At 54.6% G+C, this 12,458-nt stretch carries 10 protein-coding genes and 2 pseudogenes; 3 read left to right on the top strand and 9 right to left on the bottom strand.

The features are described 5' to 3' along the window. Nucleotides 1–264: 264 nt before the first annotated feature. Nucleotides 265–680, top strand: a pseudogene (locus OZX57_RS02710) (OsmC family protein). 177 nt (nt 681–857) lie between these two features. Here OZX57_RS02710 and OZX57_RS02705 read toward each other — a convergent pair. From OZX57_RS02705 to OZX57_RS02690, 4 genes and pseudogenes are all read right to left on the bottom strand, one after another. Next, nucleotides 858–1,865, bottom strand: a complete 1,008-nt coding sequence (locus OZX57_RS02705; RefSeq protein ID WP_277162609.1) for a universal stress protein — start codon at nt 1,863–1,865, stop codon at nt 858–860. 194 nt (nt 1,866–2,059) lie between these two features. Continuing rightward, the gene (locus OZX57_RS02700) at nt 2,060–2,818 is read right to left on the bottom strand and encodes a C40 family peptidase (RefSeq protein WP_277162608.1); all 759 of its coding nucleotides are present in this window, start codon (nt 2,816–2,818) and stop codon (nt 2,060–2,062) included. A 210-nt stretch (nt 2,819–3,028) separates the two neighbouring features. After that, nucleotides 3,029–3,960, bottom strand: a pseudogene (locus tag OZX57_RS02695) (CHAP domain-containing protein). 302 nt (nt 3,961–4,262) lie between these two features. Beyond that, nucleotides 4,263–5,444, bottom strand: coding sequence for a type I phosphomannose isomerase catalytic subunit (locus OZX57_RS02690; RefSeq protein WP_348637175.1), 1,182 nt, complete (start codon nt 5,442–5,444; stop codon nt 4,263–4,265). 463 nt (nt 5,445–5,907) lie between these two features. Between OZX57_RS02690 and OZX57_RS02685 the strand changes: the two genes are divergently transcribed. Both OZX57_RS02685 and phoU read left to right on the top strand, forming a co-directional pair. After that, nucleotides 5,908–6,165 (top strand): hypothetical protein, encoded by a 258-nt coding sequence (locus OZX57_RS02685; protein ID WP_277162606.1) that lies wholly within the window; start codon nt 5,908–5,910, stop codon nt 6,163–6,165. A 118-nt stretch (nt 6,166–6,283) separates the two neighbouring features. Further along, entirely contained in the window at nt 6,284–6,961 is a 678-nt protein-coding gene (gene phoU, locus OZX57_RS02680) for a phosphate signaling complex protein PhoU (RefSeq protein WP_277162605.1), read from the top strand. Between the two features lie 216 nt (nt 6,962–7,177). Here the strand turns inward: phoU and OZX57_RS02675 are convergent, their stop codons facing one another. From OZX57_RS02675 to OZX57_RS02655, 5 genes are all read right to left on the bottom strand, one after another. Next, the gene (locus tag OZX57_RS02675) at nt 7,178–7,921 is read right to left on the bottom strand and encodes a phosphoglyceromutase (protein WP_277162604.1); all 744 of its coding nucleotides are present in this window, start codon (nt 7,919–7,921) and stop codon (nt 7,178–7,180) included. Nucleotides 7,922–7,979: 58 nt separating this feature from the next. Continuing rightward, entirely contained in the window at nt 7,980–9,071 is a 1,092-nt protein-coding gene (gene menA, locus OZX57_RS02670) for a 1,4-dihydroxy-2-naphthoate octaprenyltransferase (RefSeq protein ID WP_277162603.1), read from the bottom strand. Between the two features lie 178 nt (nt 9,072–9,249). Beyond that, entirely contained in the window at nt 9,250–10,128 is an 879-nt protein-coding gene (locus OZX57_RS02665) for a carbohydrate ABC transporter permease (RefSeq protein ID WP_277162913.1), read from the bottom strand. Between the two features lie 9 nt (nt 10,129–10,137). Next, nucleotides 10,138–11,082 (bottom strand): sugar ABC transporter permease, encoded by a 945-nt coding sequence (locus tag OZX57_RS02660; RefSeq protein ID WP_277162602.1) that lies wholly within the window; start codon nt 11,080–11,082, stop codon nt 10,138–10,140. A gap of 16 nt (nt 11,083–11,098) precedes the next feature. Continuing rightward, on the bottom strand, nt 11,099–12,382 hold the full coding sequence (locus OZX57_RS02655) for an extracellular solute-binding protein (protein ID WP_277162601.1): 1,284 nt from the start codon (nt 12,380–12,382) through the stop codon (nt 11,099–11,101). Nucleotides 12,383–12,458 lie beyond the last annotated feature (76 nt).

The following is a 12,458-nucleotide window of genomic DNA, read 5'->3' as shown; positions in this document are numbered from 1 at the left end:
TCTAGCAACCCGGGTAGGCCTCAGCGCACTCCGTCAACGAATCATTCTGTGAATTTATCCTCATCGTGATGCCTCCCAAACCCGCGAACAGACTCGTCCACACTCCCCTGCTCTCGTTCTGGTTTCACCGATAGAAAAGCCGCGAATCCTGATGTATCCTTTCGTTCACCCAGCCCACGGCCGGTAACAAACGCCACGACGGGGCTTGGGGCTAGATTGGTAGGGACACGCCTTATCACAAGGCACAACCGCGAGGAGGTAACAATGGCAAAGAAACTGTGGGTGGAACGCAACAAGGACGGTTCCTGGGACGCGTTCAGCGACGAGGGCGCGCACATCAAGTTCGGTCACGGCAAAGGCCAGTTCAACCCCGGCGACCTCATGAAGGTGGCGTTGGCAGCTTGCGGCGCCCTTTCCAGCCAGATGACCATCGAGAACTCGCTGGGCGAAGGCAAGGGTGCGAAGATCACCGTCGACGGCGATTACGACCGCGAGGCTGACGGCTACACCGCGTTCCGCGAGCAGGTGGTTGTTGATGCCCAAAGCGCCGGTATTCATGGCGAAGACGTCGAGAAGCTCAAGGACCGCGTCAAAAGCATATCGAGAAGTCCTGCACGGTGATGCACACCTATGAGGTCGCCACGCCCGTGACGATGGACATCAAGGTGCTCACCAAGTAGTCTTATCGCGTTTAGAAACGTTGCTGTATCTGCGTATGTTGCGGGAATAGACTTCTTAACCGTATTGCCGCAACCACGTTTGTAGATGCAATCCAGATATGCAAAAAGGGCGGTGCCGATCATCTCGTTGGAGAGATCGGCACCGCCCTTTTCTATGTTTTATGCGCTAGCCGACTATCAGGCCTTGTGCTCGGGGTCAATCGAGGATTCAATCGCCTCTGCGGCCGAGCTGTCGGCGGTCTCAACCGATACCTGCTTAACGCCTTCGATGCCTTCGATAGCACCATCGGAGCGGGACTTCTCGGCTTCGACGTACTTGCGCGGCACCACATAGACCGGGCCGGCTGCATGCTGGATGAGACCCTGGCTGGTGGAGCCAACCAGAAGACCAGTGAAGCCACCCTTGCCGCGGGAACCCACCACCACGATGTCGTGATCGTAGCTGGCCTTGGTCAGTGCACTAACGGCAGATTCGGGAACGATGGTCTTGGTGATCTTCAGATCAGGATGCGCCTGACGAACCGGAGCGAGCATGGACTCAAGATCCTCCATATAGGAATCGTAAACGCCATCCTCATCGCTGACTCCCTGCAGACCCGGCACCGCGTCGATGACATCGAGCTCGGCTCCACGGTCGTCGGAAAGATCGGAGGCAATCTGCAAGGCCTTCAGACCCCACTGGCTGGCATCGATGCCCACGGCAACACGCTTGATGGTGTTGTTCAAATGCATGGTCTTGCCTTCGTCATCGGTGTAAGGCACGACGATAATCGGGCAATATGCGTAAGCAGGCAGTGACGAGCTAGTGGTTCCCAGCAGGCGTTCGGCCAGACCGCCTTTGCCACGGTTGCCAATAACAATCAGGTTGTAGTTGCGCGAAAGCTCGACGAACACCGACGAGGGATCGCCGGTGACAATCAGCGTCTGCGCTTCAACACCCTGCTCGTCGGCGATGGCCTTGGCCTTGGAAAGAATTTCCTGAGCATCGATATGGGCGGCATTGTCATCGCCCATGGAAGTGTAAGTGGAATCAAATGAGACCGCTGCATAGCTCGGCAATGAATAGGCGCAGACAATCTGCAGCATCAACCCTGCATGCTTGGCATAATTTGCTGCCCACCACGTGGCCTTGTAGCTGGCTTGCGACCCATCAACACCTACCAAAACAGCCTTGTCGTTTACCATGACTACCTCCTTGACATACATGACGCCGTCGATAACGGCTCTATCTCAAGGATACCAGCCTTGGCTCAAAACGGCATCTTTCTTCTCCGGATATCAAAAAACGCGCCTGAAAAGAGACGCGTTTTTGATACAAAATTAGCCAAAAGACTCATAAATAGCCGAATAGAAAACCTATTGGAATCTTCGTTTTACTCCTAGAGAAGTCGTCGAATGGAGTAGCTGCTGGTGAACGCATCCACCACGCGAGAGCAGCCAGTAAGTTTACCCGGCCTGAGGGCATTGATTACCATACCGTTGCCGATATAGATAGCCGCATGATCAGCATTGGCCAAAATGTCGCCGGGCACAGCCTGTGACAAATCGGGAACGGCGCGACCGGCCGTAGCCTGAGCTCCGGAAGAGTGCACCAAAGTAATGCCCATTTGCGCGTAGACATACTGCACAAAACCAGAACAATCCCAACCAGCAGTAGTGTTGCCACCCAGCAGATAGGGAACCTTGCCATCGAACTGCATGGCGAAATTCACCAAAGCCGAAGCCGAAGCACCATTAGGAGGTGTTACCGTCACCGGCTGGGCATCATTATTGGCAGCAGCGGACTGGCCACTCGCCGCGGCCGCAGGGTAACGTGTTGCCGCTCTCGATGCTGCCGCTGCTGCAGCTTCATCGGCATGCTGCTTGGCTGCAGCAGCGTCCTTCTCAGCCTGCGATTGAGTTTGCGGGACATTCAACGATTCAATGCCTCCCCAATTCGACTGCGTGTCGACTTCGGTGGAGGTGGATTCCTTCAGCAAATCCCTACGAACGATATTGACCTTGCGGAACGAACGTGAAGAAGTAACAGGGTCATTGTTTTCATTGGTAGCGGAAGCGGTGGGAGAAAATGCAAACAGAACCGACGCCGTCAGAACGACCGCCGCTACAGATGCACAAATCTTCGAAGGTTTCATCATATTTTCAGGCTATCAGATAGCGGCAACAACATCCGTTGCCGTTCAACGACAGAAACCAAGCAATGCCAACATCTTCTTCGTGTCCAAAATATCTTGAAACACACAAATCCAAAAGCAAAATCCTGCGATAAAGCTGCTTAACGATTGGTCAACCATCTGTTTAGAGAAAACACGGATTTAGCCGGACAGCTGAAATAATGAGGAAAATTATCAGTAGTGAATGACCTGATGCGCTGCAACCTGAGCAGCCGTGAAGGTCCTCGATATCGTCTTGCCTGCAAAGCGGCTCCACATTCAGAGGTGGTCACCGAACCATCAGGATTGACCTGCTCGATGATGGCGACATGGCCACAGGTCGAATTGGAACCGTCCTGGCCAGCAGCAAAGACCATGATATCGCCGGCATGACGCGCGGTGTTATCGACCCAATAGCCCAAGGAACGGGCTGAGGAAGCCCACTGTGCACCATTGCCCATTTGCGAGCCAACAGGAAGACCGAGCTGATGGCGACGAACATAAACCCACCACGTGCACTGGCTGAATTCATAGGCATTACCGGAATCACCGGTAGCATGGTTGGGATTGAAACCTGCCGGCAACGTCGAATAATCCTGATCCATCAACGCTGCGACCTGAGGGTTGCTGGCAATCGACTTGGACATCGACGAGACATCCAGTGACGTATTGGTTGCGCCCAAACTCCATGAGCCCTCACCCGACGCACCTGCCTGACGCAGAGGGGTACGGTCCTCGGAACGCGAGGCCGCACCTACAGGACTCAAAGTTGAAGTAGTGGTGGTTTCTTCGCCGGACGCGAACGTGGCACGACCGGGATTGCCGGCCATCATAGCCGTTGCGGTAGCACCCACAAGAGCGGCCAGAGAGACCGAAACGACGGCTGCATGATGCCGGTTCTCATTTTCGCGAGACAGGCGGATGGAACGACGAGTGGGTGGGATGATCTCATTGATCTTATCGACGACCTCGGGAGCCAAATCAACCATGGCGCCATTGGTGACAACAGCCTGGGCCTGTCGCACGGCCTTCGTCGAGTGGGTCGCTTTGGTAGGAGCGAAGAGCGAAGCGACGATATTGGATCGACGCGACGTACGCCCCTGCGCCTTATGCGCACCGTGACTCATAGACCAACTCCTTGCGAAACATTGCGTATGACAGATACCTGCTGACTTTACCGGAACAACACCGTAGCAATAAAGACCGGAAAGGCACACCATCACTTCTTAAATTCTGCTACCAGAATACTTCAATCTCGGATTTTCCATCATCGTTTTACCTTTTAATCGGCGGAAAACCGCGGAATATATCGTTTGTTCGGCGTGTCACATTTTCTTCACAAACAGACAAGAAAATTCTTATTGCATAAACAGAATTATCCAATAACGACATACAGTTCGGCATCGGTTTCGAAGCTCGGCACCATCGTTCATATCTGCGTGGAGACTACAATGAACGAACCCGTCTCGTCACCATCGGAACCAATCTGAATGCGCCCGTCGCTGGCAGGGACAAAAACCGCTTCTCCCCCATGCAAGACTCTGCTTTGTCTCGCGCCAATCACCTGCACGGCCCCCTGCAAGCACACAACAATTCGCGGCCCGAAATGCCTGGTGTACCGCGCACCCAACGTCACCAACCGACCATAGCGACGGGTCAGCCGCTCAACCATCGGCCACGGATGATGCCCTGTGCCGACACGACCGTAACTGAGCATAAATTCGTCGATGCGTGGCCGATAGACGACACGATTGCTGAACATCGTGCCCAAATCGCCCATCCAATTGACACCTGGGTCAATGGGCGGCGCCGAACTGCAATCGAGGCTTTGCAGAACGTTGGCGATGTCTTTGTGCTTGACCGTCATCCCGGCACGCAAGACGTTGTCGGAATTGGTCATGACCTCCACACCGGTGCCGTGGATATAGGCATGCGGCGTGCCTGCAGGGATGAAAACAGACTCACCCTCCTCAAGTTCCACCGGATTCATCATCAGCAGCGCCAAGACGCTCGGATCACCTTCAAATGCCTCAGCCGCCGAAAGGGCAAGGCTGAAAGCGAGCCGAGAGCGGTCATCGGAAACCTGAGAGGCGGCCTTCTTCAACGCCTGTTGCAAGCCGGAGACCGGACCCGCCGTCACTGCAGCATGAAAGGCACGGAAGACACGCTTATGAGACGGTTGCCACACCATGGAAGCCACAGGCATCATGGCATCGGCCTCGGCGAAATCCTGGTCCGCAACGTTTGTGACCGTTGTCGGAGCACCGAACTTCTCCTGGCGCAATCGCGGCGTCAACGCCTCCACCATGCGAGAGGCCACAGGGTGGTCGACCAGTGTGAGATTTGCCAGCATAAACGCAGGCGAAGCGAAACCCACACAAGCCCTGAACGGCTCAAGAGCGACCACCATCTCGTTCTTCGCTACCGTATCTTTGAAGGAACGGTCCGGGGCATCCATCGGTTTGCCGGTAGCGTTTTCGGCATTGAAACCGGCACGGGCGAGAAAATCGACGGGATGAACCTGGAGAGAAAGCGGAATCCTCGCGGAAATCACCTTGAGCAGATACGGCAGCACCGGTCCGAATTTGCTTGAGCAACGTGTACCCAGCATAGCCTCCGGATCGCTGCGAATCAGATTGGTCAATGTCGTTGAAACGCTGTCAGTTGAACACTGCTCTGTCTCAGGTAAAGCCGAATGATGTTTGGCCGCGAATTTGCCGTTCCGGGAGTGCGACTCAGGCCTTTCCTCATTACTCACGTCCACCGTCGAAGGCCATTGAGCGTGGCCGCTGAACCACATCTCCGCAATAGGACCTTCATCACCCGGAGCCTGCCCGTCAGCAGATTGCTGCCCTGCCGACTCGGATTCCCCGCCAATTGTGAGGCGAATATCTTCTGCAAATGGGTATAGGAGCCCCAGGCATACCGCTTGATGACCGGGTGAATCGAATACACTTGGCGGAGCTCCTTATCTTTTACGCTTGCACCATGCTCTCATAGCTCTTCTACCGGATTGACAGCATAATCAGCGTATAGCCAACTCAAGGTTAACCCCAACCACTAAAATATGAGGTATGAAGTTTGCCCCGATCATCAATCCCGACGTCTGCAAACCAGCGCCGAAGCCCGTTCAGGTCGATTTGCGCAAGACGTTCCTCATCGTAACCAGTTGGTGGCTTATCGCCCTGTTGATCAGCATCATATTGCTGGCATGCGGATTCCATGTCCTACAAGCCGTTATTCTGTGCTCAGCCGGCGTCATCATCGGCATGTTGATGCTGATTTGGGAGCACTTCGACCGCTGGGACTACCGCAGGCTCGGCGCCAACTGATTCAAGCCGCAACCGCGCATTCACGCTGATGCAGCCAGACCTCAAACCGATTCCATCATTCGACAATTCGTCCGTAACGCATACCAACCGATAATCAGAAACTAAGAAAGAGGCCTATATGCGAGTCATCTACAACGGAGAACTCAAAGCGGTCGCCGATGACCTTGAAGACATGACCAACAGAGTCCGTGTGGCCATTCACGGAGCCGGCAAAGCGCTGATGGACGAGGATATGAATGCCGCGAAAGCGGTGATTGACGGCGACGAAGCCATCGATGCATTGGAGAAAAGGATTCTTGACCAATGTGTAAAACTCTTGGCACAGCAAAACCCGGTGGCCACAGATTTGCGTGTGGTTGTCGCCACGCTGCGCCTGGCCTCCACCATCGAACGCATGGGCGATCTTGCCCAGCATATCGCTCAGACAGCATATCGCGCTAATCCGGACTCTGCGTTGCCTGATGATGAGAAGACCCGTGAAATCTTCGAATCCATGCGTCAGTTGCTTGACGTCACCGCCGACAGATTACCGGAAATGCTTGCCGACCGCGACGCGACGTTGGCACAGCAAGTCATCGCCGACGACAATCAACTCGACGAACTGCATCAGGAAAGCTTCGAACTTGTGCTCGATGATTCATGGAAGGGCACAAAGCAACAGCTCATCGATGTGGTACTGACCGCGCGGTTCATGGAGCGTCTCGGAGACCACGCCGTTTCCACGGCCCGTCAGGTGATCTATATCGTCTCAGGCTTCGATCCCAGCAAGGAACCGAAAGATTTGGACGAGGACTGAGACGCCAAGACTCGAGCACCCGTTCGTTGCCGAAACCATTGCCTTGTATTGGTCTTTGCTTCTCTAATCTGTAATAATCACGGCCAAACAAGGAATGATTGGATGGACTCTAACATGATTCATCATCGATTCATCAATTTCGGCCTTATCACATGAAAAAGGCGAATCACATAAGATTGTGATTCGCCTTTTTGCTTCAGTCGTAAAGTCGAGGACTTACTTCTGCTGACCCTGGGCAGCCACGGCAGCAGCGCCAGCGGCAGCAGCTTCGGGGTCGAGATACTCGCCACGAGGCTTGATCGGCTTCATGTCCTCGTCAAGCTCATAGACCAGCGGAATAGCCGTAGGAATATTGACCTTGGAGATTTCCTCTTCGCTCAAGCCGTCGAGCATCTTGACGATGGCGCGCAGGGAGTTGCCGTGCGCGGCAATCATGACGGTCTTGCCGCTCTTGAGTTCAGGGACGATCTCGGATTCCCAGTACGGGGTCACGCGGGTAACGACGTTGGCCAGGGCCTCGGTCTCGGGCACCGGATCGCCGGCGTAACGAGGATCGCTATTCTGCGAAAACTCGTCACTCGGATCGATCTCCGGCGGCGGGGTGCCGTAGGAACGACGCCAAATCATGAACTTCTCGTCGCCATACTTCTCACGAATTTCAGACTTGTTCTTGCCCTGCAGGGCGCCATAGTGACGCTCGTTGAGCCTCCAGCTGCGCTTCACCGGAATCCAGAGGCGATCAGCCTCATCCAGGGCATAGTTGGCGGTGTTGATCGCGCGACGCAGCAGCGAAGTGAAGACGATGTCGGGGAGGACATTCTTCTCTTTCAGGAGCTGGCCACCGCGCTTGGCTTCCTCGACGCCCTGCTCAGTGAGCGGAACATCGACCCAGCCGGTGAACTGGTTTGTTTTATTCCATGCGCTCTGGCCGTGCCGGAGCAATACTAATTTATAAGTCATAGTTCAATGGTAGGCGATGAATGGGACGGCCGAGCCAAGAAATTGTGAACGTTCTCAATCACATTCCCAAAGCAAGTTCCGAGATGATGAAAATCAGTGCGAACAGGAGCAGCGTCATGCTGCACATCGGCAACGCCTTGACGAAATTCCCGGCATTGATACTGTTGACGGTATCCATGGCAATCTTGATAATCACGAACGCCAAGACCAGCGCCAAAACCGTCAAAACCATGCCGATAATGCTCACTCTGCCCATGAACAGGGCCAGTGAGGGGACGAACGACAGCAAGGTGTGAACCAGAGGCGTGAGCGCGACAACGATGGTGATGACTACTGAGAGCAAATAAACGACAAGCAACACGGTACGTGCTGTCTTGGGGCCGAGAATCACGCCGAGCGTCATCTTGCCGCTGACCTTGTCTTCCTCGACGTCACGCAGGTTGTTGACCATGAGGATGGCGCAGGAATAAAGGCCGCAAAGCACGGCGCCGACGACGCCTGCAATGTTGATGCCACCGGTCAGCACATACTGGGTGCCAAGCACCGCCACAAGACCGAAGAAGACGAAGACACCGATCTCGCCGAAACCGGCATAGCCGTACGGGTGCTTGCCACCTGTATAGAACCATCCGGCAAGCAGGCAGAACACACCAAGAATAATCATCCACCAATGACCGGTGAGTGCAACGGCCGCAAGGCCGGCGAGGCAGGCGATAAGAGCATTGATGCCCGCAGCGGCGAGCACCTGCTTGGGCACAACCAGACCGGAAGCGGTCAGACGCTGCGGTTTGGCGGTTTGGAACTCACTGGCGCCTCGACCGGCATCAGTGCCTCGGATACCGTCGGAGTAATCATTGGCAAAATTGACGGCAATCTGCAGGAACAAGGCGACAATGACGCACAATACGGAAACCAGAGCGAACATGCCTGCCGAAATACTGACTGAAAAAGCACCGGAAGCCGCCGGTGATGGTGTTGCCGTGCATCCCTGCAACTCATCTGGCTTGACCGCGCAACCGGCGGCCGCCTTGGCTTCCAGAAGACGATAGGCCGTCACCACACCAACGAGAACCGGTGCAATCGACGCCGGCAATGTCTTTGGACGTAACCCGTTGACCCACAAATCCCTGTTCTTCAATGCAACCCGCAACTTTCTCGGTCGGTAACGACCGGAATTCCCGTATAAAAGTAATTGTAACCTTGAAGAAAACTATAGCAGTCCGGTCTCAACCTTGTCTCACAACAGATATTGCCGACCTATTGACAGGTCGGCAATATCTGTATGGCATCGGACTCGGAAACAGCAAGGCCGTTCGATTACTCAAACATCACTTGACGGAGCCTCTAACCACCCCGGAGATGACCCAGCGTTGCGAGAAGACGTATACGATCAGCAACGGAGCCATCGCCATCAGATATGAGGCGAACGCCACGGTGTAATCGGTGTTGTACGTGCCCTGGAACACATACTGCGCCAAGGTCAGTGTCCGAGCACTTGGATCGGTCAAAACCACCAACGGCATCATGAAGTCGTTCCACGCCCATACGCAGGTGATGATGCCCACAGTCGCGTTCATCGGCATTAGCAGCGGGAAGATAACCTGCCAGAATGCACGCCACGTGGAGGCACCGTCTACACGCGCCGCCTCCTCAAGCTCCATGGGAATGGACTTCAGATATGTGGTGTACAGGAAGATGTTCATCGACAGGCCGTAAAGCGTGTAGAGGATAATCAGACCAATCTGGTTGTCCAGATGGAGAATGCCCGTCTCCTTGACCATCGGCAGCATGATGATCGGAAAAGGAATGAACATGGCCGCCAGCAGATAGTAGTAAACGAACTTGAAGAACGGACGGTTCATGTTGCGCGCGAGCGCATAGGCCACCATCGAGCTGGTGAGGATGGTGAATGCCACCGCGAAGACAGTGATGAACGCGGTGTTCATCAGGGCTTGTGGGAAGTTGGTACGCTGCCACGCAGTCACGAAGTTGTGCCAGTTGATCGGGTTCGGCCATTCGAAGCCGTTGCCCTGCGTCAGTTGCTTCGGGGTCTTCAATGCCACAGAGATCGCGAAGTAAAGCGGCACAAAAATCGTCAGCGAGCACACCGCGACCAGGGCCGTGGCCCACCAGTTGATGCGATGATGATCCTTGGAGGGCTTTACCGCACGTTTGGAGTGAGCGGATACATTGGAAACTTGCGACATGGACATGTTTCAGTCCTCCTTCGGATTCAGCACTTTGAGCTGGATCAGCGAGATGATGGTGATAACGATGAATAACAGCGCCGCATCAGCGGACTGGTAGGCGAATTCGCCGCCGGTAAAACCGCCGTTGTAGATCTGTAGTGTCACGGATTCGGTGGCCGTGCCAGGTCCGCCATCAGTCAAGGCGACAATCTGGTCGAAGGCCTGCATGAAGTTCTTGACGTTGAGCACCACATTGACGGTGACGTAGCCCATGATCAGCGGCAACGTAATGGATTTGAACGCCTTGAATCCGGTGGCGCCATCCAGCGAAGCAGCTTCGTAGATATCTTGCGGGATGGTCTGCAGACCGGCCAGGTAGATGATGATGGCGAACGCGCACGCCTGCCATACCGTCACGATTACGATCGGCAACCAGGCCCAGTGCTCATTGGTCAAGATATTGTCTCGCAACAATGGAATCGACGAGAAGATCTTCGGAACGGACTTCGAGAAGAAGAACTGGAATACATAGCCGATAATCAGCATCGAAAGCACGTAGGGGATGAAGAAGACACCACGGAAGAAATTGCGGAACTTAATCTTCGCATTCAAAAGCAGTGCCACGGCCAACGAGATGACATTAGTCAGGATGGTCGCAACGATGGAGAAGAGGAACGTGAAGATGTAGGAATGGAGTGCACGGTCGTCCTGGAAAAGGTTGGCGTAGTTCGAAAACCCAACCATATGCCATTTGCCATATCCTGCATAGTTCGTGAAGCTGAAGAAGATGCCGATGAGCATCGGCAAAGTCTGGAAAATAGCGAAGAGGATGACAAAAGGCCAGACCATCCAGTAGTAGGTGGCATCGGCGAGTTTACGATGCTGCCGTTTGACTCGCTTAGTGGCTTTCTTCGTGACGCTGTCGGCATGTGTGTTCAAAACAGGTGCCGCGCCTGCAGTTGTTGCATTCATGATATCTGCCTCTTCCCTACTCAATCGTCCTGGCCTCGACCTTGCGCCACTCGTTGTCGAGCGTGTTCAAGGCACTGTCGAGGTTGCCGTCAAGCATGGCTTTGTTCAAAATCGGGTTGTAGCTGATGGATGCGGGAATATGGTGATCGGCATAGCCGATAATCTTGCCCGAGTCAATCCACGGCTCCGCAGAGGCGAGCGCAGGGTTCGCGTTGGCCTTGAGATCTTTCAGAGACGGGATGAGCTGCTGGTCGTCCACGAATTTTTTCTGAATCTTTTTCTGGAACAGATAGTTGATGAACTCCATCGATTCTTTCTCGTGTTTGGGATGCGCGCCCATGGTGATGGCTACGTCACCGCCGGAAACAAGGATATCGTCTTTGGCGTTGTCGGCGGGATACGGGAAGAACTTGGCGTGCAGATTGGGGTTAGTCTGCAACATCGGAGCCAGCGCCCAGTTGCCGGTGAGTATCATCGCGCCTTTGCCTTCGGCGAATGCGGCGTTGCCGTCCTCATAGTTCATCGTGCGCACATCCTTGGTGGTGTGCTGGTACATCCAGTAGAGGCGCTGCAGCAGAGGCTTGAAATTTCTGGAAAACGACACCGGCGAATCCGGAGTCAGATGACGGCCTTCCTGATGCATCTTGTCCCAGAAGCCATCCTTCTCATAATAGGGAGCCAAGCCATCGAAAGGCGTGGAGACGCGGTTGGGGTCTCCCAATGTCCCGATGAACGGAGCGATGCCATTGGACTCGAACGTTGCGGCGGCGCTTTCCAGTTGCTTCCAAGTCCGAGGGATTGGAACGTTGTATTTCTTGAATAGGTCGACGTTATACATGAGGCCACACACGTTGCCTGCGTACATGAGCATATTGACCTCATCTCCATTGTGGCCGAGATCGGCGAGAATCCTCTGCTGCGCCGGCTTCAGTCTCGGGACAATGGGGCTGTTGCTGAAATCGTAGAACACTCCGGCCTTGGCCATCTTGCCCATCTCCCCGTTGGGGTTGATCGAGATGACATCAGGTGTACGGTCCTTGACAAGCAAGGCTCTCAACGCGGTTGCTGCATCGGCCGCTTCGTTCTGGACGACCTTGATATTGGGATGGGTCTTCTCGAAGTCGGCGATGATCTTGTCGTAATCCTCATTGGCCTCTGGCTTAGTCTGGAAAAAGCTCAGGGTGACGACGTTCGAGCCGCTGGCGCCAGTTGAACCGCAACCCGCGCCAGCTCCGGCGATGCCGATGGTGCATAGGCACGCCAGCAACACCCGGATTGCACGTCTTAGTGTTATCTTCATCGATCCCTCCTCATAGAAACCAACAACACCGCACAGAGCTTGCCTTCTATACGAGTCTCAAAACCGCTTCATTGCA

Origin of the sequence: Bifidobacterium sp. ESL0682, assembly GCF_029392815.1 — a bacterium.
In the GTDB taxonomy this organism is placed as follows: Bacteria; Actinomycetota; Actinomycetes; order Actinomycetales; family Bifidobacteriaceae; genus Bifidobacterium.
The sequence above is the reverse complement of the archived record's forward strand: the minus strand, read 5'-3'. Positions and strand labels throughout refer to the sequence as shown.

Coding starts and splice junctions, on each gene's coding strand:
- OZX57_RS02705 (WP_277162609.1), bottom strand. CDS start 1,865: ATGGTAAACGACAAGGCTGTTTTGGTAGGTGTTGATGGGTCGCAAGCC.
- OZX57_RS02665 (WP_277162913.1), bottom strand. CDS start 10,128: ATGTCGCAAGTTTCCAATGTATCCGCTCACTCCAAACGTGCGGTAAAG.
- OZX57_RS02700 (WP_277162608.1), bottom strand. CDS start 2,818: ATGATGAAACCTTCGAAGATTTGTGCATCTGTAGCGGCGGTCGTTCTG.
- phoU (WP_277162605.1), top strand. CDS start 6,284: ATGCGAGTCATCTACAACGGAGAACTCAAAGCGGTCGCCGATGACCTT.
- OZX57_RS02690 (WP_348637175.1), bottom strand. CDS start 5,444: ATGCTGGGTACACGTTGCTCAAGCAAATTCGGACCGGTGCTGCCGTAT.
- OZX57_RS02675 (WP_277162604.1), bottom strand. CDS start 7,921: ATGACTTATAAATTAGTATTGCTCCGGCACGGCCAGAGCGCATGGAAT.
- OZX57_RS02685 (WP_277162606.1), top strand. CDS start 5,908: ATGAAGTTTGCCCCGATCATCAATCCCGACGTCTGCAAACCAGCGCCG.
- OZX57_RS02660 (WP_277162602.1), bottom strand. CDS start 11,082: ATGAATGCAACAACTGCAGGCGCGGCACCTGTTTTGAACACACATGCC.
- OZX57_RS02655 (WP_277162601.1), bottom strand. CDS start 12,382: ATGAAGATAACACTAAGACGTGCAATCCGGGTGTTGCTGGCGTGCCTA.